This is a genomic window from Streptomyces sp. BBFR102 (assembly GCF_051397025.1).
In the GTDB taxonomy this organism is placed as follows: domain Bacteria; phylum Actinomycetota; class Actinomycetes; order Streptomycetales; family Streptomycetaceae; genus Streptomyces.
The window spans coordinates 3,653,133-3,672,405 of the sequence record NZ_CP195757.1 but is presented as its reverse complement, the minus strand read 5'-3'; the positions used below and the strand labels follow the sequence as shown (position 1 = coordinate 3,672,405).

Sequence of the window (19,273 nt, the reverse complement as noted above, 5' to 3'; positions counted from 1 at the left end):
ACCCAGGCAGCGCGGCGGCACCGAGCGCTCACCCCGTGCCCCTCACGCCACGTCCGGCTCCGCCCCGCTCCCCGGCCGCTCGCGACGGGCCCCCGGCAGCTCGACCGGGCCGTCGGAGGTGGCGGCCTCGCCCTCCGGAGCCGCCGGCACCCCCACCACCCCCCGCCCCGTGAGCGCGGCCAGCGCCGTCCGGATGTGTTCCATCCGGGCCCGCAGCGCCTCGCGCCGCTCCTCGTGGTCGCGGACGAGGCGTTCGGCGTCGGCGGCGACGCGGTCGGCGGCGGCCTGGGCGCGCTGGAGGAGGTCGGCGGCCTGGGTCCGGGCCTCCTCGTCGGTGCCGCGCACGGCCTCCTCGGCCTCGGCGTGGTGGCGGCGGGCCTCGGCGAGGACGGCGTCGCCGTGGTCGGCGAGGGCGCCCTCGTGGCCGCTCGCCACGGTGTCCCGCTCGGCCAGCTCCCGCTCGGCCCCGGCGCCCCTGGCCGCCAGCTCGCGCTCCTGGTCGGTGAGGGTGCGGGCGGTCAGCTGCCGGGCCTCGTCGAGCGCGGCCTCGGCCGCCGCCCGCTCGGCCTGGGCCTCGGCGCGGGCGTCCGCGAGCAGCTGGTGGGCCTCGGCGCGGGCGGCTGCGAGGCGGTCGTCGGCCCGCCGCTCGGCCTCGGCGCGGGTCTCGGCGGCGTACCGGCGGGCGGCCTCGCGCAGGTCGGCGGCGGCCTGCTCGGCCGCGGCGGTGAGGGCGGCGGCCTCGGCCCGGCCGGCCGCGTCGAGGGCCTCGGACTGCTCCTGGACGAGGGCGTGGAGGAGCCGGGCGCGCTCGCTGAGGTTGTCGTAGGTCGGCTCGGGGAGGGTGGCGACGGTCTCGGCGAGGGTGGCGGCCTCGGCGCCGAGCTGTTCGGCGAGGGCGGTGAGCCGCTCGGCCTCCTCGTGCGCCTCGTCCCGCTCCCGCTCCAGGGCGGCGACGTACCTGTCGGCCTGGGCCGGGCGGTAGCCGCGCCCCCAGGTCGTCGTGAAGCCGTGCGGCGACGCCGGTGTACTGCTCATCGTCCGATTCCTCCCGGTCCGCTGGGAACCGCTCGTGCCACGCCGCGCCGCCCGGTCGACCACCCCGCGCCGACCGTCACGCGACCGCCACGGCGCCTCCGTGGGCACCGTATCCGCATCCTTTCGCTCAAGGATGCGTCATTTCAGGTCAGAAGTCGGAATCGGGCGATCTTCGCGAAGGGCCGCGAACAGCTCTCCGGCCCGCCGCCGGTCCCAGACGACCACGTCCCCGACGCCCGGGACCTGCGGTTCCGACCCCACCGGCACCGTCACCGCGCGCTTCTCGTCCCCGGCCGCCCCGCGCAGCCCCCGGCCGAGCCCGACGAGCTCGCGGAGGTCGGCCCGCCGATCGACGGTGACCGCGTCGAGGGAGGCCGTGAGGAAGGGCCCGGCCCGCCACGGGTCGAGCGCCACCGACGGGCTCGTCGCCTTCCCGGCGACGGCCGAGACCAGCTGCCGCTGGCGCCGCACCCGGCCGAGGTCGCCCTCGGGGTCGCTGTAGCGGGCCCGTACGTAGGCGAGCGCCTGGGCTCCGTCCATCTCCTGGCAGCCGGCCGCGAAGTCCGCCCCCGACCTCTCGTCGCGCAGCCCGCCCGCCGGTACGCAGATCCGCACCCCGCCCAGGGCGTCCACCACGTCGACGAAGCCGAGGAAGTCGACCTCGGCGAAGTGGTCCAGCCTCAGCCCCGTCGCCTGCTCGACGGTCCGGGTCAGCAGCTTCGGCCCGCCCAGCGCGAAGGCGGAGTTGATCTTGCCCCGGCCGTGCCCGGGGATCGCCACGTACGAGTCGCGCGGCAGCGAGACCATCGTCGTGCCGCGCTCCCCCTGGTGGACGATCATGAGGGTGTCGGTGTTGCGCACCTCGTTCGCGCCGACGTGCAGGTCGCGGCGTTCCTCGGGGGTGAGCGTGGCGCGGCTGTCCGAGCCGATCAGCAGCCAGTCGGTGCCGCGCCCGGCCCGTGGCCGCCCCGGGTACTCGCCGAAGGCGTCCGTGGTCCGCAGCCGCCCGTCGGCCCAGAAGTACACCGCGGTCCCCGCCCCGGCCACCACCACGGCCAGCGCCACCACCGTCCACAGCACCACCCACGGCCAGCGCCGCCGGCGCCGGCGTCCGCCGCCCGCCCCCGGCCCGCCCGTGGCGGGCGGTGACCAGCCGCCCGCCGCTCCCGCTCCCGCCTCGCCCGTGCCCGTCATGCCGGCATGATCCGCCGGGCCCGGCGGGGGCGCAGGGCGGGAGCGGCAGACGGCGGTACGGCCGGGCGGCCTGACCGGGCCCCGGTCAGGCCCCTTGCAGCGCCTGGAGCAGAGCCCGGTTGCCGTTGAGGACGCCGCCGTCCACGGGCAGGGTCACACCGGTGATCCAGGCGGCGTCCCGGGAGGCCAGGAAGGCGACGGCCGCCGCGACGTCCTCGGCCCGGCCCACCCGCCCGAGCGGGTAGGGCCTGTCCGGCGCCGCTGACCAGGACGCGATCCCTCGAATCGCTGCACGGACCGGGGCTACCCCGTCCCCTGTTCCGTACCCCTCCCCGGTCCCGGGGGTCGGCGCCGTCGTCTGTCCCGGGGGCCCGGCAGCGGCCCTGGTTCCCCGCCAGCCTCGCAGGTGCCCCCGAAATCCCCTCGCCGTCCCCGTTCCCCGCGTGCTCGACTGGCCCTCGCCCCGCCGCGCCCACGTGCCGAGCCGAGAGGACAGCCCGCCGTGTCCACCCCTGACTCCGACCGCCGCTGGTCCCCCGACGCCTCCGTCCGGGCCGCCGTCGCGGGTGAACTGGCCCTCCTCACCCCCGAAGTCCGCTCCGACCCCGCCGAGGCGGCCCGCTTCCTCGACCCGGAGTTCACCGAGATCGGCGCCTCCGGCACCCTCTGGACCCGCGAGGCCGTCCTCGCCGCCCTCCCCGCCTTCGAGGACGACTCCGACCCGGGCGTCGAGGTGCTGGAGATGACCGGCACGCTGCTCGCGCCCGGCTGGGTCCAGCTGCGGTTCGTGACGGTGCGCGAGGAGCGGCGGGCACGGCGAAGCTCGCTGTGGCGGCTGGCGGGGGACGGGGAACGGTGGCTGATGTACTTCCACCAGGGGACGCTGACCGGGTAGGGGGGTCCCCGGCCGTACGGAGGCCCCCGTACGCGCTCGACGTGTACGGGGGCCTGGGTACGGCCGGGGCTCAGGGGCCCGGGGTCAGAACAGCCCGTCCCACATCTGCTCCAGGACCACCGACCACCAGTTCTCCGGGGAGCCGAGGGCCGCCTGGTCGAGGGCGGCCAGCTGGGCCTGGAAGTCGACCGTCCAGCGGCCGGCCTGCTCCTGGTTGAGGCCGAAGCGCAGGCGCCACATGCGGGCCAGCAGCGCCAGGCAGCGGACGAACTCGGGCAGCCCGGTGTTGACGAACTGCGGCGGGACGGGAGCGCCGCCGGGGCCCGCCTCCACCGGCACCGCCACGATGTGCGCGGTGCCGTACTGGACGCAGAGCGCCTTGCCGAAGTCGCTTCCCATGACCAGGTACGACCCGGCGTCGGAGGCGGGCTGCACGCCGCGTTCCTGGGCCAGTTCGGCGAGGGTCGGGACGGGGCGGCCGGGCTGGGCCTGGGCCCAGAAGAACGGGCCGAGGTCCAGCGGCAGCCCGGCCCACACCAGGGTGTGCGCGACGATGTCGGGGACGCCCTGCCGGGAGACGGCGTGCTGGTCGAAGCGGAAGACGCCCTGCGGGCCGACGGCGCCGGCCAGTTCCTGGGCGATGGCCTCCGGGCCGACCTGGGGCGCCGGAGCCACCGGCGGCAGCGGCGCCCGGACCGGCGCCGGACGAGCCGGACCGTCCGCCACCTGATGCAACTCCCCTTGGTGCGCCAGGAGTTGACGCATGCCTTCCTGTCGGGAGGCGTGGTCGCGGCCGTACCGGGCGATGGAGGTGATGCGGGCCTGCGGGAAGGTCTCACGGATCATCCGGGCGCAGTACGCACCGGGCAGTTCGCAGGACTCCAGCTCGGTGTGGAGCTCCAGCACCTGCTGCGGCGGTACGCCCATCGCCCGCAGCTCGTGCAGCATCTGCCACTCGGGGTGCGGGGTGCCGGGCGCGGAACGGCGGATGAGCTGCTGCTCGGAGCCGTCCTGGGCGCGGTAGCGCAGCACCGCCTGGTAGCCGGGGCCGACGGTGGGCAGGCCGACGGGCTGCTGGGGGTAGCCGTAGCCGGCGCCGGGGACGTGCGGCGGGGGCCCGGGCGGGCCGGGGGGACGGGGCACGCCGACGCCGTGGCTCGGGTCCGGCCCGGCCAGCACGGTCGCGGCGTGGTGGGCCCCGCCGGGCGGAGCGCCGGGGGCGGCCGGAGGCGGCGTGCCCGGTGCGCCCGGGGGCCCGGGCGGCCGGGGGACGTTCCCGCTCTGCCCCGGACCGGCCAGCATCGTCGCCGCGTGGTGCACCCCACCCGAGGACGCGCCCGGAGCACCGGGCGGAGGCGGCGGCGTACCCGGGGCGCCGGGAGGCCCGGGCGGCCGGGGAACGTTCCCGCTCTCACCCGGACCGGCCAGCATCGTCGCCGCGTGGTGCACCCCACCCGAGGACGCACCCGGAGCACCGGGCGGAGGCGGCGGCGTACCCGGGGCGCCGGGAGGCCCGGGCGGCCGGGGAACGTTCCCGCTCTCACCCGGACCGGCCAGCATCGTCGCCGCGTGGTGCACCCCACCCGAGGACGCACCCGGAGCACCGGGCGGAGGCGGCGGCGTACCGGGAGCGGCGGAGGCGCCCGGAGTGGACGAATCCGGGGACTGGGAGGCGAGTTGGGTCGGCAGGTGGGCCACGCCGCCGCCCTGCGACGGGGCACCGGGCGGCGGGGGCGGGGTCGCGCCGGGGGCGCGGGGGCCGCGCGGAAGGGCCTGGGCCTTGCTGGTGGTGGCGTCCGCGATGTCCTCGGCGCCGGGCGGGACCGGGCGGGACGGCTGCGGGGCGGCCGGGGCCTCCTGGGCGGGGACGACGGCGGTGGGCGGCAGGGCGCTGCCGCCGGAGAGCAGCGCGGTCCTGGCTTCCGGGGAGGCCCCGGGCGGCGGGGTGCGCTCGTCGTCGTCACCGCTGAAGACGGTGGCGGGCGCGGGCACGGCCCGGTCGTCGTCGGCCTCGCTGGTGTCCGTACCGGCCCACGGGGTCGCCTCGACGGCCGCGCCGTCGGCCTCGGCCGCGGCGGGCCAGGGCGTACCGCCGGGGGTGCTGCCGGGCGGGGCGGGGTCGGCGGGCGGGCGGGCTGCGGGAGGCGCGACGGGGGCGCCCTGGTCCGTACCCGCGGCGGGGCCGCCGCCCGTACCGGCGGACTCGGCCCGGCGGTCCGGGATGCCGAGCTTGTCGGCCGCCTCCTGGAGCCATTCGGGCGGGCTCAGCAGGAAGGAGGTCTGTTCGAGGTCGACGTTCCTGGGCGGCGCGGGGGGCTCGACGGCCTGTCCGGCGCGGCCGTACTCCTCCTCGTACCGGCGGATCACCTCACCGACCGGCAGGCCCGGCCACAGGGTGGTGTCGCCGCTGTCGCGGGCGATGACCAGGCGCTGGCGGCCACCGTCGGAGACGGGCCCGCCCTCGCGGTCCTCGGCCCACACCACGAACCCCAGGTCGAACTCGCGGACCTTCACCTCGCGGTGCTGGTACGCGGGCAGCTCGGCGTTGATCCACTCCTCGGCGCGCTCCTGCGCCTGTGCGAAGGTCACCATCGGGCTCACCCCTCCACCGGGACGGCCTCGGCGAAGCCGCCGTCCACCATCAGGTTGGCCACGGTCTCCAGCTCCGGCGGGCTGCCCGCCAGCCGGTCCAGGAACGCGTCGAAATCGTCACCGCAGGGCAGCAGCAGCCGCTCCACACGGTCCTGCACCGACCAGCCGTCCTGGTCGCGTGCGTCGTCGTAGGCGCAGAACCACACCGAGCCGGTGCGCTCACCGCGCGCCTTCACCGCCAGCAGGCCGCCCTGGACGAAGGCGACGCCCAGATAGTCCTTGGTGAGGTGGTCGCGCAGGCACTTGTTGGCGTACACCAGGTCGTTGACGGCGGCCTGGTCGCGCAGGGTCAGGAAGGGCTGGTCGACGAGGAGGCCCAGCTCCGCGTCGAGCGCCACCCCGGCGGGGGCACAGCCGCCCGCCGCCTTGAGGAAGTCGCGGTAGGCGCCCGGCAGGCGGTAGCCGAGCTCCTCCTCGGCGGCCAGCACCTGCTGCTCGCTGACGGCCGCGGCGCCCTTGGGCAGGGCGAAGTGGGCGGGCCGGGTCTCCTGGAGCGGGCGGGTGCCGCGCTTGGCGTGGTCGACGGCGGTGGTGGCGAGCCCGGCGTGGTGCCGCAGCAGCGCCTTGACCTCGACCGGGACCAGCTGGAGGCGGCGGGTGCGCGCGACGTGGTGCCAGGTCCAGCCGTGCGGGGTGGCGACGGGCGGGACGGTTTCCCACAGCTCGTGACCGGCGGCGGCGAGCGCCGCGTTGGCCGACACGTAGTCCGTCAGGCGCAGTTCGTCCACGCCGAAGCCCTCGGGCGGATCGGCGATCTCGACGGCCGCGCGCGCGTACGGCGTGAAGTCCGGGTAGCCGTCACCGTCGACGCCGACCCCGGCGGGGTGGCGCTTCGCGCGGACCGGGTCCGGGAAGTGCACGACCTGCCCGGCGTACGCCGCGTTCGGCGGCGCGGCCTGCTGCCCGAGCCGACCTGTCGTCATGGCGGTTGCCCCCTGCGGCACTGTGTTTGGTTCGCGGACAGCGACAGCCTATGCGGTGGTACCGGGCCGGGTCACCGGCCGCCCGCCGCCGTCACAAGCGGTGGCGCGGCCGTCACGGGAGCACCCGCGCACCCGCGGAAAGCCCCCTTTGACCGCGACGCCCGGACCCCGCCCACCGGTTGCGCCCCCTTCGTACGCGCTTGCGCCCCCCACCTCCTCCGTGGGAACCCCCGCACCCCGCCACCCACCTCCCCACGAAAGCCGCATCCCACCCCAAACCGACACCAACACCCGATCCCACGACGCCTCTTGACCGTGCGTCGGCCGGACGCCCCGAGCGCACACCGTGTCCCCGCACCGCCACAACCTCGCGACACGTACGCCGCAACCCGGCCCCAGCTTCGCCCCGAGGCCCCCGATTTGGCAGGCTGGACCCTCAAACCGGGGGCGTGACACACGTGGCGGCGACCACGGGCACGGGAGGGACGAGCACGACGATGCGTACCGTTTGGCGCAGTACCGACGACGACACACCGGCAGGCCGGACCGGCGGACCCGGCCCGGCACCCGGCCGTGGACCGGGCCAGGACCGCCCCGGCGCACGCCTCGGGCACACCGGTCACCTCGGCGCACCCGCGGGTCCCGGCGCGGCTGCCCGTGCCCGGGGCGCCGACCGGCCCTTCGGCTTCACCGCCCCGGCGCCGGCCCGCCCGGCCGCCCGCTTCGGCGGCCCGGCCGGTGACCCGGGCCGCACCCCGGTCAGCGGCCCCACTCTCACCCTCACCACCGAACCGGCCGCCTCCGGCGTCCCGGCCCCGGCATCCTCGCCGGAAGCGGCGGGCGATCCACGTGTCGGCTGGAGCAGCACCGCGCCGGTGCCGTTCCTGCGCCACCGCCGGGACGGCATCCTGCCCGCGGTCGCCGCCGCGCTCTCCTGCCGCGGACTCACCCTGACGGCGACGGCGGGCCGCGCCGACCGGCCCCCGGAGCTGCACCCGCTCGTCCAGGACTTCCTGGACACGCTCACCAGCGACCGGCGGGAGAGGTTCACCGGGCGGTGTGCGGAAACGATCCTGATCTCGCGCCGCATCACCTCGGCCGACGAGACGCGCTCCAAGCGCGCCGCCCGCAAGCCGATGACGGTGGGCGAGGCCCGCAAGGCGCTCAAGCACGCCAAACTCACCACCCGCCGCATCCGCGAGGACGGCGACCCGGAGCACGGCGCCTTCGCCCCGCCCTGCCGCAGCTGCACCGCCCTCGCCGCCCACTTCGGCGTCCACGTCGTCGACCCCACCCCGGACCAGCCCTGATGCCGAACCGCACCTCCACGACCCGCTTCCCGATCACCGTGGACGCCGCACTGCGCGCCGCCGGGTGGCAGCCGGGCCGCTGGGACATCCAGCAGGCGGAGACCTGGGCCGACGCCCTGCGCGCCCACACCACCCCCGGCGGCCACCAGCACACCGTCTCCCCGGCGGCCGTGGAGTCCTGGGCGGAGTTCGGCGGCCTGCGCATCGCCCCCAAGGGCCCCGGCCGCCAGCTCACCCCCAGCACCTTCCGCGTCGACCCCCTGGCCGGGCTCCACATGGCCCGTACCCTCGGCGACCTCGGCCGCGCCCTGGAGACCGAGCTCTGCCCCCTCGGCGAGGAGACCACCGCCGACACCAGCGCCCCCCAGTCCCTCCTCGCCATCGACGCCGAGGGCCGCGTCTACGCCATCGACCACACCGGCGACTGGTACCTCGGCCCCGACATCGACGCCGCCCTGACCACCTTGCTCTCGGGGACACCCCCGATAAGGCTGACGGCCGGCTGAGGCGCCCCTCCGGGGCCGGCCGCAGGTCGAGGCCCCCTTCGGGCCCGGGCTGACCGCTGAGGCCACCCTTCGAGCCCGGCCAACGCCCGAGGCCACCTCACAGCCTGGTCGGCGATCGAGGCCGCCCTTCAGCCGGACCGGCGCCCGAGGCCCCCTTCGAGCCCCGCCGGCGCCTGAGGCCGGTCAGCTCCGCCCGCGCTCAAGGGCTCCGCGGGCAGCACGGCGGAGACCCGGAACCCCCCGGCCTCGGTCTCCCCGGAGACGAACACCCCGCCCAGGGCGAGCACCCGCTCCCGCATCCCCACAAGCCCGTTGCCCCCGCTGGGCAACATCGCCGCGGCCCCGGCCCGAGCGGGCGGCGGCCCGTTCTCGACCTGCATGGCGACCTCGTCCCCCCGGTGCGCGAGCCGCACCACCGCCCCGGCCCCGGCAGCGTGCTTGTGCACGTTGGTCAGCGCCTCCTGCACCACCCGGTACGCGGCCTGCTCCACCTGTGGCGCGTACCCCCGTGCCTCCCCCTGCACCGACAGCTCGACGCTCATCCCGGCGGCCCGGGAGTGCCCCAGCAGCTCTTCCAGCTCGGCGAGCGAGGGGCCGTCCTCGGCGGCCCCGGCCCGGCTCGCGGCGGCGGCCGCGGCCACCCCCACGGCGGCCAGCGGCACCCCGGCTCGCGCGGAGCCGCTCAGCGCCTCCCCGGCCCGCAGCACCCCGAGCATCTCGCGCAGCTCGGTGAGGGCCTGCCGCCCCATGTCGCCGACGAGCGCGGCGTTCTTCACCGCCTTCTGCGGGTCCTTGAGCGCCACCGCCTGCACGGCCGCGGCATGCACCACCATCAGGCTGACCCGGTGGGCCACCACGTCGTGCATCTCCCGGGCGATCCGGGTCCGCTCCTCGCCGCGCGCCCAGTCGGCCCGCTCCTCGGCCCGCTCGGCCAGCAGCTGCAACTCGGTCTCCAGGCTGTCCGCCCGGTCCCGGAGGCTCTCCATCAGCCGGCGCCGCGCCCCCACGTACAGCCCGAGCAGCACGGGCGGCGCGGTCATCGCCACCGAGGCCAGTACGGACATCAGCGGAAGGAACCAGACGTCGATGCCGGAGCCCGCCATGTCCCCCATCCCCTGGTGGGTCCGCATCAGCGTGACGATCAAGGTGGCGGCCAGTGACATCCCGGTGGTGACGCCGATGATCCGGCGCGGCGTCTGCGAGGCGGCCAGGGTGTAGAGGCCGACCGTCGCCAGCAGGAACCCCATCTCCGCCGGGGTGACCGCGATGGCGACCAGCACCACCGCCACCGGCCACCGCCGCCGCACCACCAGCACCGACCCGGCGACGACACCGAGCAGCACCCCGATCCCCGCCGGCAGCCCGGCGCCCTCGGCGAACCCCACCCCCTCGACCGCGCACTCCAGGGCCGACCCCAGGGCCAGCCCCCCGTCCAGCACGGCGCTTCGCCGCCGCTCCCACCACCACGGCCCCCCGGCCGCGCGGTGCTCTTCCCCCGTCGTGGTCATACGCACCAGCGTACGGGTGGGGTCTGCGACAATTCCGGCGAGTGCGGCGTCCCGCGCCGCCCACGCCCCGGGCGCCCGGGCCCCTCGCGACGGGCGGGGAGCCGCCGCGTACGGACCGGTCCTCCGCCCCGCTCGGGTGGATCGTCGCGCCGAGGCCGGACGTTGGGGCATAGTGGTGTCGCGCGCGAACGGGCCGATCGTGGATGGGCCCTCGTGCGGGCGTACCTTCCCGGGTCGTCTAATGGCAGGACAAATGGTTTTGGTCCATTGAATGAGGGTTCGATTCCTTCCCCGGGAGCGCGTCGGCTCCGCCTTCGGAGCACCCCAGCGGGTCCCGGCCTCCTCGGCCGGGACCCGCTGCGCGTTCGGGGCGCCCGGGCGGGCCGGGGGCTCCCCGGTATCCTTCGGGTGACCAGCACCCGAAGCCGAAGGGCACATCCGTGAGCGCCATCCGCCCGGCAGCCGTCATCGTCCTCGCAGCGGGTGAAGGCACCCGTATGAAGTCGGCCACTCCCAAGGTCCTGCACGAGATCTCCGGCCGTTCCCTGGTGGGCCACGTACTGACCGCCGCCCGCGAGCTGGACCCGGCCGAGCTGGTCGTCGTCGTCGGCCACGCCCGCGAGCGGGTCACCACGCACCTCGCCGAGACCCACCCCGGCGTCCGCACCGCCCACCAGCAGGAGCAGAACGGCACCGGCCACGCCGTCCGTACCGCTCTCGCCGAGTTGGGCGGCTCCGTCGACGGCACCGTGATCGTCGTCTGCGGCGACACCCCGCTGCTGACCGGCGGGACGCTGACCGCGCTCGCCGAGCAGCACGCCAAGGACGAGAACGCCGTCACCGTGCTGACCGCCGAGGTCCCCGACGCGACCGGGTACGGCCGCATCGTCCGGGACGCCGACGGCGCGGTCACCGCGATCGTCGAGCACAAGGACGCCACCGCCGAGCAGCGCGCCGTGCGCGAGATCAACTCCGGCGTCTTCGCCTTCGACGGCCGCCGGCTCGCCGAGGCCCTGGCCGCCGTGCGCACCGACAACAGCCAGGGCGAGGAGTACCTCACCGACGTCCTGGGCATCCTCGGCGGCGCGGGCCACCGGGTGGGCGCCTCGCTCGCCGCCGACCACCGCGAGATCGCCGGCATCAACAACCGCGTCCAGCTGGCCGCCGCCCGCCGCGTCCTCAACGACCGCCTCCTGGAGCAGGCCATGCTGGCCGGCGTCACGATCGTCGACCCGGCCTCCACCTGGATCGACGCGACGGTCACTTTCGGCCAGGACGCGCTGGTCCACCCGGGCACGCAGCTGCTGGGCGCCACCCACGTCGCCGAGGGCGCCGAGGTCGGTCCGAACTCCCGGCTGACCGACACCGCCGTCGGCGAGGGCGCCCGCGTCGACAACACGGTCGCCCTGGGCGCGCAGATCGGCCCCGAGGCGAGCGTCGGCCCCTTCGCCTACCTGCGCCCCGGCACCCGCCTGGGCCGCGCGGCGAAGGCCGGTACGTACGTGGAGATGAAGAACGCCACGGTCGGCGAGGGCACCAAGGTCCCGCACCTGAGCTACGTGGGCGACGCCACCATCGGCGACCACAGCAACATCGGCGCCGCCAGCGTCTTCGTCAACTACGACGGCGTGAACAAGCACCACACCACGATCGGCAGCCACTGCCGCACCGGATCGGACAACATGTTTGTGGCACCGGTCACGCTCGGGGACGGTGTCTACACCGCCGCCGGCTCGGTGATCACCAAGGACGTCCCCTCCGGCGCTCTCGCCGTAGCCCGGGGCCAGCAAAGGAATATCGACGGCTGGGTGGCCCGCAAGCGCCCCGGAAGCGCCGCCGCAAAGGCCGCCGGGAGCAGCTCGGAGGGGGCCCCGGCCGAAAGCTGACCGGAAACGGCTGCGCCAGACACGGCGTACCGTGATAGATGCACGTGATTTGGCTGGCTCGCTGTTCCGAGGTCTGGCACGTCAGGGATGACCGGACCGGGGCGGGTGCAGCGGCGGAAGATTCGTCTGAGGAGACAAGTGCTGTGACCGGGATCAAGACGACCGGCGAGAAGAAGCTGATGCTCTTCTCCGGCCGCGCCCACCCCGAGCTTGCCGAGGAGGTCGCCCACCAGCTGGGGGTCGGTCTCGTACCGACCAAGGCATTCGATTTCGCCAACGGCGAGATCTACGTGCGGTTCCAGGAGTCGGCGCGCGGCGCGGACTGCTTCCTGATGCAGAGCCACACCGCCCCGATCAACAAGTGGATCATGGAACAGCTGATCATGATCGACGCTCTGAAGCGGGCCTCCGCCCGGAGCATCACCGTGATCGTCCCGTTCTACGGCTACGCCCGCCAGGACAAGAAGCACCGCGGCCGCGAGCCCATCTCGGCCCGCCTCATGGCGGACCTGCTGAAGACGGCGGGTGCCACCCGCATCCTCACCGTCGACCTGCACACCGACCAGATCCAGGGCTTCTTCAACGGCCCCGTCGACCACCTCTTCGCCCTCCCCATCCTCGCGGACTACGTGGGCACCAAGGTCGACCGCTCCAAGCTCACCATCGTCTCCCCCGACGCCGGCCGCGTCCGCGTGGCCGACCGCTGGTGCGACCGGCTCGGCGCCCCGCTGGCCATCGTCCACAAGCGGCGCGACAAGGACGTGGCCAACCAGGTCACCGTCCACGAGGTCGTCGGTGACGTGAAGGGCCGCGTCTGCGTCCTGGTCGACGACATGATCGACACCGGCGGCACCATCTGCGCCGCCGCCGACGCCCTCTACGCCCACGGCGCCGAGGACGTCATCGTCACCGCCACCCACGGCGTCCTCTCCGGCCCCGCCGCCGACCGCCTGAAGAACTCCAAGGTCAGCGAGTTCGTCCTCACCAACACCCTCCCCACCCCCAACGAGCTGGAGCTGGACAAGCTCACCGTCCTCTCCATCGCCCCGATGATCGCCCGCGCGGTCCGCGAGGTCTTCGAGGACGGCTCGGTCACCAGCCTCTTCGAGGAGGAGTAACCACTCCTCGCGCGGAGCGACCCACCCCGCAGAACACGGGAGACTCCGCAGGAACGCTTCTGCGACGTAAGGCCCGGCACCTTCGAGGTCCGGGCCTTACGCGTACCCGGCCGGTCCCCCGCTGCCAGCATGGCCCCGTTGCTCCACGCCCCGGATCGCGCACGCCCGTTGGCCCGCGCCTTGGACGACCACGACCTCCGAGGAGTCGCCCCTGCTCGTACGCCGCCGCGATGGCCCTGGTCCGCTCGGCCACGCGGTCGCGCGCACGGGGCACCTGATCAGCCGTTGAGCCGACACACCCGGACCAGGTCCGCGCACGAGAGCTGACACGTCGGACGCGCCCCCTCGTCGCGCTCGCTCCGCTGCCCGACCGCGCGCACCCGGCAGCCCCGGCCGAGCCCTCATGGATGCGGAACAACGCACTCCGACAGAGGAGACACACGGCGGAAGGGATGAGGAAGAGGTCCAGGCCGAATCGCGCCTGGGGAGGAGGGGATTCCCTCATTATCCTGCCAACTCCGGCATCCCCGCATCGGAGGAGCTCCATGGACACTTGCCCTGACTGCGGACACTCCAAGGACACCGACGGGTGCGGGTACTGCTGGGGGCTGGCGGCCGGGGCCGCCTTTCACCGCGGAGGGATCGAAGAGGTCGAGCGGATGAACAAGAAGGGCGGTTCCGGAAGTAGCTGCCTTCTCGTCCTTCTCTCCGGAGCCGCGCTTCCGGTCGCGTTCGAGATCGTTCAGCGGATCACCTGACGGGCGGAGCGGCGCAACCGCGGGGCCCGGTGCCGTGCTCGCCCCGAGCCCCCTCGCAACTGCCTCCCGGCCTCCCTCACCAGCCCGGCCATCCCCTCCCTGGTCCGCACCCGCCCCTCATCCAGTTCCCCTCTGCTCTCCGCCTTGTGCAGCTCGGACACCACGTCCAGCAGCCGGGAGCCCTCACGCCCCAGCCCTTCGTCCGCCGTGAGCGTCTGGACGCGGAACAGCGACTCCCGGGCGCGCGTACGCAGGTCGTAGCTGCGGATGCGGACCTCGTCGGGGTCTTCCGGGGGTGGGGACTCGTGGAGGCGGAACCAGAGGTGGATGAGGCAGCGGCGGTAGTCGACGAGGGCGCCGGCGATGACTGATTCCACGAGGGACGGACGAGCACGGTTTCAGGTGCCTGTCGCCGGTCCGCCCCCGTCCCGGCCCGGCCAGGCCCCCCAGTGATCGATTTCCGCCCCTTCCCCACCCCCGGGTACACTGCCCCACGTTGCTCGGCGAGGGACGCCAGCCCGGTTCTCCGGGTTCGTGGTCCGTTATCGACGCGCTCTTCGTAGCAGGCCGGTCGTGTCAGTCGTGGCCGAGTGACCACCACCGTCCGTACCGCTACACGAGGAGTGCACATGGCTGACGTCAACATCTCCGCCGAGACCCGCACCGAGTTCGGCAAGGGTGCCGCTCGCCGCATCCGCCGCGAGTCCAAGGTTCCCGGCGTGGTCTACGGCCACGGTGCCGAGCCCGCCCACATCGTTCTGCCGGGTCACCAGCTGATGATGGCGCTCAAGACCTCCAACGTCCTGATCGGCCTTGAGGTCGACGGCAAGACCGAGCTGGTCATCCCCAAGGCGATCCAGCGTGACCCGCTGAAGGGCCACCTGGTCCACATCGACCTGCTCACCGTCAAGCGCGGCGAGAAGGTCCAGGTCGAGATCCCGGTCCAGGCCGAGGGCGACCTCGCTCCGGGTGCCAACCTGCTGGAGCACGTCCTCTCCGCCCTGCCGGTCGTCGCCGAGGCCACCAGCATCCCCGACTTCCTGCCGATCTCCATCGCCGGCCTGGAAGCGGGTGCCGCCGTCCTCGCCAAGGACGTCAAGCTGCCCGAGGGCGTCTCCCTGGACATCGAGGCCGACGCCGTCGTCCTCCAGGTCCTGAGCACGAAGGTCGAGGAGGCCCCGGCCGAGGGTGAGGGCGCCGAGTCCTGACCGGACCCGCGCCCCGGCAGTACCCGCAGCACCGCACCGCCGTCCCGCGCGCCCTTCGCGCCGGGACGGCGGTTCGCTGTACGGCTCCCCTTCCCCCTTTCCCCCGCTCCGAGGAGAACGTCAGTGACGGACGACAGCCCCTGGCTCGTGGTGGGCCTCGGCAACCCCGGCCCCGAGTACGCGGCCAACCGCCACAACGTCGGCTTCATGGTCGCCGACCTGCTCGCCGCGCGGGCGGGCGGGAAGTTCAAGGCGCACAAGGCCCGCGCCCAGGTGCTGGAGGCGCGGATCGGGGCGCCCGGACCGGGCAGCCGGCGGATCGTGCTGGCGAAGCCCCAGTCGTACATGAACCTCTCCGGCGGGCCGGTGACCGCGCTCCGGGACTTCTACAAGGTGCCCACGGAGCGGATCGTCGCGATCCACGACGAGCTGGACCTCGACTACGGCGCGCTGCGCCTCAAGCTCGGCGGCGGCGACAACGGGCACAACGGCCTCAAGTCCATGACCAAGTCGCTCGGCCCCGACTACCACCGGGTGCGGTTCGGCATCGGCCGCCCGCCCGGGCGGATGCAGGTCGCCGACTTCGTGCTGAAGGACTTCTCGTCCACCGAGCGCAAGGAGCTGGACTACTTCGTGGACCGCGCCGCCGACGCCGTGGAGGCCCTGGTGGTGGCCGGCCTGGAGCGCGCGCAGAGCTCGTACAACGCGTAGCCGCGCCTGTCCCGTACCTCCCCGGTCGTCACCGAACGTCCGCAGCGACGAAGGTTGGCCGGAAGATTGACCCGTCCGGGGGCTACGGCCCAGTATCCCGCCATGCCCTCGTCAGCCAAGGCCCCGTCCGCGAAGAAGACCCGGCGCAGCCGTACGCGCCGTGCCGGGGAGAGCGCCTACGGGCTGCTGCTGCTCGGCGGGCGGGCCCTGATGGGGTTCCTCGCCGTGCTGCTGCTGGTCGCGGGGGCCTGGGCCTCGTGGCCCGCGGCCCAGCACGTGATGTTCCCGCAGAGCCGCGAACAGGGCACGGTGACCGTCGTCCGGTGCGGCGCGGAACGCTGCGCCGGCCCGTTCGCCCCGGCCTCGGACGACGCCGAGCGCCGCGGCCAGGTCACCCTCGACCGCTCGGCCGCCGCCGACAAGGGCACCGAACTCCCGGTCGTCCTCAAGCCCGGCACCACCTCCGCGGTCCGCTCCGGCTTCCCCGGCCTCCTCCACGCCTGGGTCCCCCTCGGCGGCGCCCTCCTCCTCGCCTCCGTGGTCGTCGCCGGAGGCATCCGGATGCGCCGCACGGCGTGGGGGCTGGCGGGCGCGGGGGCGCTGCTGCTGACGGGGGCGTTCCTGCTGCTGTGAGGGGGCGTACCCCCGCGCGCACAGCCGACGGCGCCCGTCCCCTCCCGCTACGGGGTGGGGACGGGCGCCGTCGGCTGTGCGCGCGGGCCGGGGTCAGCCGGTGTTGCGCAGTCCCGCGGCCACGCCGTTGACCGTGAGGAGCAGGGCGCGGGCCAGGAGGGGGTCGGGGTCCTCGCCGCGTTCGGCGGCGGCGCGCTGGCGGGCGAGGAGGGAGACCTGGAGGTAGGAGATCGGGTCGAGGTAGGCGTCGCGGATGGCGAAGGTCTGCTGGAGCACGGGGTTGCTGTCGAGCAGTTCCTCCCCGCCGGTGACGCGGAGGATCTCGGCCACGGTGAGCGCGTGCTCCTCCTCGATGGCGTCGAAGACGTGGCGCAGTTCGTCGGGGACGAGGCTCTCGACGTAGTGGCGGGCGATCCGCAGGTCGGTCTTGGCCAGCGTCATCTCGACGTTGGAGAGGAAGTTGCCGAAGAAGTGCCACTGCTCGTACATCTCGGCGAGGACGCCGTCGAGCCCGGCCTCGCGCAGCGCCTTCAGGCCGGAGCCGACGCCGAACCAGCCGGGCACGATCTGCCGCGACTGGGTCCAGCCGAAGACCCAGGGGATGGCCCGCAGCCCGTCGAGCGAGACGCCCGAACCGGGGCGGCGCGAGGGGCGCGAGCCGAGGTGCAGCTCGGCGAGCTGGTCCACGGGCGTCGACGCGAGGAAGTACGAGGGCAGGTCCGGGTCCTCGACGAGCTTGCGGTAGGCGGTGTGGGCCGCCTCGCTCACCACGTCCATGGCGGCGTCCCAGCGGGCCAGCGCCTCGACCGACTGGCGGGGCGCGGTGTGCAGGGCGGACGCCTGGAGGGTGGCCGCGACGGTCAGCTCCAGGTTCTCCCTGGCCAGGGAGGGGACGAGGTACTTGTCGGAGATGACCTCGCCCTGCTCGGTCACCTTGATCTCGCCCTCCAGGGTGCCCCAGGGCTGGGCGAGGATCGCGTCGTGCGAGGGGCCGCCGCCGCGGCCGACGGTGCCGCCGCGGCCGTGGAAGAGCCGCAGCCGCACGCCGTACCGGTGGGCGACGTCGCGCAGGCGGCGCTGGGCGCGGTGGATCTCCCACTGGGAGGTGGTGATGCCACCGAACTTGGAGGAGTCGGAGTAGCCGAGCATGACCTCCTGGACATCGCCGCGGAGCGAGACGAGCAGGCGGTACGAGGGGTCGGCGAGCATCTCGTCGAGGATGGCGTCGGCGGCGCGCAGCTCGTCGGTGGTCTCCAGGAGCGGCACGATGCCGATCTTGGCCCAGCCGGCGTGCAGGTCGATCAGTCCGGCCTCGCGGGCGAGGACGGCGGCGGCGAAGACGTCGTCGGCGCCCTGGCACATCGAGATGATGTACGACTCGACGACCTCGGGCCCGAAGACGGCCAGCGCCCGCTTGACGGTGAGGAAGACGTCGAGGGTCTTCTCTCCGGCGGCGTCGAGCGGGGCCGGGCTCGGGGCGAGCGGCCGGCGGGAGCGGAGTTCCTTGGCGAGCAGCCGGGTGCGGTAGTCGCGCGGCATGTCGGCGTACCGCCAGGACTCCTCGCCGAGCCGGTCGAAGAGCTGGCCGAGGGCGTGGTGGTGGGCTTCGGCGTGCTCGCGGACGTCCATGGTGGCGAGCTGGAGGCCGAAGGCCGCCAGGGTGCGGATGGTGCGGTTCATCCGGCCGTCGGCGAAGAGGCCGCCGCGGTGCTCGCGCAGCGAGTCCTGGATGAGGGTGAGGTCGGTGAGCAGCTCGGCGGTGCCGAGGTAGTCGCGGCCGGGCTGGTGTGCGGTGCCCTGGGCCAGGCGCTCCTTGGTGTTCTCCAGCTTCTGGCGGACGCAGGTGGCCTTGAGCCGGTAGGGCTCCTCGGCGTTGAGCCGCTTGTAGCGGGGGCTGATCTCGGGGAGGTGGTCGAGGTCGGCCTGGAGGGAGGCGAGGAGTTCCTCGGTGGCTCCGGTGTAGCGGATGGAGTTGGAGAGGAAGGCGCGCAGCTCGTCGACGACTTCGAGGGCGTCGTTGATGCCGTGCTCGTGCTGGAGGATCAGCACGTCCCAGGTGACCTGGGGGGTGACGTTCGGGTTGCCGTCGCGGTCGCCGCCGATCCAGGTGCCGAAGGTCAGCGGGCGGGAGTCCTCGGGCAGCTCGACGCCGACCCGGGCCAGCTCGGCGGTGAGGTCCTCCAGGACGTCGCCGACGGCGCCGGCGTGCAGCTCGTCCAGGTAGTAGACGGCGTTGCGGGCCTCGTCGGCGGGCTCGGGGCGGGCCACGCGGAGTTCGTCGGTCTGCCACACGAGGTCGATGTTCTCGGCGAGCCGCGTGTCGTGGCGGCGCCGGTCGGCCTCGATGACCGGGGTCTCCAGCAGCTCGGCGATGCGGCGGAGCTTGCCGAGGACGGAGCGGCGGGCGGCCTCGGTGGGGTGGGCGGTGAAGACCGGCCGGACGTTGAGGTGCTGGACGGTGGCCCGCAGGTGCTCGGGGTCGGCGTCCTTGAGCCGGTCGGCGGTGCGGGCCAGCAGCCCGCCCTCCTCGGCGCGGCGGGCGCGCAGCTCGCGGCCGCGGTGGACCTGCTCGGTGACGTTGGCGAGGTGGAAGTAGGTGGAGAAGGCGCGGACCAGCTTGGCCGCGATCTCCAGTTCGAGGCCGCCGAGGAGTTCGGCGGCGGCCTCCCCGTCCGTACGGGTCAAGGCGCGGACACGCTCGACCAGGTCGAGGAGTTCGTGCCCCTCCTGGCGTACCAGGGCCTCGCCCAGCAGGTCACCCAGCCGACGGATGTCCGCGCGGAGTGCGGGGCTGGTGGTGCGGGCGGGGTCGGGGGTCTCGGTGGGCCCAGGGCGGCCGGTGGCGCTGGACGTGGTGGCCTGGGCGTCGGCACTGCTCACAGGTGCGGCTCCTTGCAGTGTGTCGAGCACGTTCTGGAGGTGGCGGACCGCGCTGT

At 74.6% G+C, this 19,273-nt stretch carries 16 protein-coding genes, 1 tRNA gene and 1 pseudogene; 10 read left to right on the top strand and 8 right to left on the bottom strand.

Going from position 1 to position 19,273, the window contains the following annotated elements:
* Nucleotides 1-42: 42 nt before the first annotated feature.
* The 3 genes and pseudogenes from ACSLIC_RS16505 to ACSLIC_RS16495 all read right to left on the bottom strand — a co-directional run.
* Complete coding sequence (locus ACSLIC_RS16505; RefSeq protein WP_436738462.1) at nucleotides 43-1,035, bottom strand: cellulose-binding protein; 993 nt, start codon at nucleotides 1,033-1,035, stop codon at nucleotides 43-45.
* A 138-nt stretch (nucleotides 1,036-1,173) separates the two neighbouring features.
* Complete coding sequence (locus ACSLIC_RS16500) at nucleotides 1,174-2,118, bottom strand: LCP family protein (RefSeq protein WP_436740392.1); 945 nt, start codon at nucleotides 2,116-2,118, stop codon at nucleotides 1,174-1,176.
* A gap of 196 nt (nucleotides 2,119-2,314) precedes the next feature.
* Nucleotides 2,315-2,536: pseudogene (locus tag ACSLIC_RS16495) on the bottom strand (SDR family oxidoreductase); the annotation flags it as partial.
* Between the two features lie 195 nt (nucleotides 2,537-2,731).
* On the opposite strand from ACSLIC_RS16495, the gene ACSLIC_RS16490 reads away from it, so the two are divergent.
* On the top strand, nucleotides 2,732-3,124 hold the full coding sequence (locus tag ACSLIC_RS16490) for a DUF4440 domain-containing protein (RefSeq protein ID WP_436738461.1): 393 nt from the start codon (nucleotides 2,732-2,734) through the stop codon (nucleotides 3,122-3,124).
* 84 nt (nucleotides 3,125-3,208) lie between these two features.
* Here ACSLIC_RS16490 and ACSLIC_RS16485 read toward each other — a convergent pair whose 3' ends face one another.
* Nucleotides 3,209-5,716: an SUKH-4 family immunity protein gene (locus ACSLIC_RS16485; RefSeq protein WP_436738460.1), complete on the bottom strand. Its 2,508-nt coding sequence runs from the start codon at nucleotides 5,714-5,716 to the stop codon at nucleotides 3,209-3,211.
* A 5-nt stretch (nucleotides 5,717-5,721) separates the two neighbouring features.
* The gene (locus ACSLIC_RS16480; RefSeq protein ID WP_436738459.1) at nucleotides 5,722-6,699 is read right to left on the bottom strand and encodes an SMI1/KNR4 family protein; all 978 of its coding nucleotides are present in this window, start codon (nucleotides 6,697-6,699) and stop codon (nucleotides 5,722-5,724) included.
* An 875-nt stretch (nucleotides 6,700-7,574) separates the two neighbouring features.
* On the opposite strand from ACSLIC_RS16480, the gene ACSLIC_RS16475 reads away from it, so the two are divergent.
* Together ACSLIC_RS16475 and ACSLIC_RS16470 are read left to right on the top strand one after the other, a co-directional pair.
* Nucleotides 7,575-8,009 (top strand): YwqJ-related putative deaminase, encoded by a 435-nt coding sequence (locus ACSLIC_RS16475; RefSeq protein ID WP_436740391.1) that lies wholly within the window; start codon nucleotides 7,575-7,577, stop codon nucleotides 8,007-8,009.
* Entirely contained in the window at nucleotides 8,009-8,515 is a 507-nt protein-coding gene (locus tag ACSLIC_RS16470; protein ID WP_436738458.1) for an SUKH-3 domain-containing protein, read from the top strand. Before ACSLIC_RS16475 ends, ACSLIC_RS16470 begins: the two co-directional genes overlap by 1 nt.
* A gap of 128 nt (nucleotides 8,516-8,643) precedes the next feature.
* On the opposite strand, the gene ACSLIC_RS16465 is transcribed toward ACSLIC_RS16470, so the two are convergent.
* Entirely contained in the window at nucleotides 8,644-10,023 is a 1,380-nt protein-coding gene (locus tag ACSLIC_RS16465) for a sensor histidine kinase (protein WP_436738457.1), read from the bottom strand.
* Between the two features lie 227 nt (nucleotides 10,024-10,250).
* On the opposite strand from ACSLIC_RS16465, the gene ACSLIC_RS16460 reads away from it, so the two are divergent.
* The 4 genes from ACSLIC_RS16460 (at nucleotide 10,251) to ACSLIC_RS16445 (ending at nucleotide 13,785) form a co-directional block, all read left to right on the top strand.
* A tRNA-Gln gene (locus ACSLIC_RS16460) sits at nucleotides 10,251-10,321 on the top strand.
* Nucleotides 10,322-10,463: 142 nt separating this feature from the next.
* Nucleotides 10,464-11,909, top strand: a complete 1,446-nt coding sequence (gene glmU / locus ACSLIC_RS16455) for a bifunctional UDP-N-acetylglucosamine diphosphorylase/glucosamine-1-phosphate N-acetyltransferase GlmU (RefSeq protein ID WP_436738456.1) — start codon at nucleotides 10,464-10,466, stop codon at nucleotides 11,907-11,909.
* Nucleotides 11,910-12,052: 143 nt separating this feature from the next.
* Nucleotides 12,053-13,027, top strand: coding sequence for a ribose-phosphate diphosphokinase (locus tag ACSLIC_RS16450; RefSeq protein ID WP_436738455.1), 975 nt, complete (start codon nucleotides 12,053-12,055; stop codon nucleotides 13,025-13,027).
* A 545-nt stretch (nucleotides 13,028-13,572) separates the two neighbouring features.
* Entirely contained in the window at nucleotides 13,573-13,785 is a 213-nt protein-coding gene (locus tag ACSLIC_RS16445; protein ID WP_436738454.1) for a hypothetical protein, read from the top strand.
* On the opposite strand, the gene ACSLIC_RS16440 is transcribed toward ACSLIC_RS16445, so the two are convergent.
* On the bottom strand, nucleotides 13,770-14,162 hold the full coding sequence (locus tag ACSLIC_RS16440) for a hypothetical protein (protein WP_436738453.1): 393 nt from the start codon (nucleotides 14,160-14,162) through the stop codon (nucleotides 13,770-13,772). The two genes, ACSLIC_RS16445 and ACSLIC_RS16440, sit on opposite strands and share 16 nt — an antisense overlap.
* 252 nt (nucleotides 14,163-14,414) lie before the next feature.
* Between ACSLIC_RS16440 and ACSLIC_RS16435 the strand changes: the two genes are divergently transcribed.
* The 3 genes from ACSLIC_RS16435 (at nucleotide 14,415) to ACSLIC_RS16425 (ending at nucleotide 16,337) form a co-directional block, all read left to right on the top strand.
* The gene (locus ACSLIC_RS16435; RefSeq protein ID WP_436738452.1) at nucleotides 14,415-14,993 is read left to right on the top strand and encodes a 50S ribosomal protein L25/general stress protein Ctc; all 579 of its coding nucleotides are present in this window, start codon (nucleotides 14,415-14,417) and stop codon (nucleotides 14,991-14,993) included.
* A gap of 123 nt (nucleotides 14,994-15,116) precedes the next feature.
* Complete coding sequence (gene pth / locus ACSLIC_RS16430; RefSeq protein WP_436738451.1) at nucleotides 15,117-15,704, top strand: aminoacyl-tRNA hydrolase; 588 nt, start codon at nucleotides 15,117-15,119, stop codon at nucleotides 15,702-15,704.
* Nucleotides 15,705-15,806: 102 nt separating this feature from the next.
* A complete protein-coding gene (locus ACSLIC_RS16425; protein ID WP_436738450.1) occupies nucleotides 15,807-16,337 on the top strand; it encodes a hypothetical protein in 531 nt (176 codons plus the stop codon).
* A 93-nt stretch (nucleotides 16,338-16,430) separates the two neighbouring features.
* On the opposite strand, the gene ppc is transcribed toward ACSLIC_RS16425, so the two are convergent.
* Nucleotides 16,431-19,109, bottom strand: coding sequence for a phosphoenolpyruvate carboxylase (gene ppc / locus ACSLIC_RS16420; protein WP_436740390.1), 2,679 nt, complete (start codon nucleotides 19,107-19,109; stop codon nucleotides 16,431-16,433).
* Nucleotides 19,110-19,273: the final 164 nt, after the last annotated feature.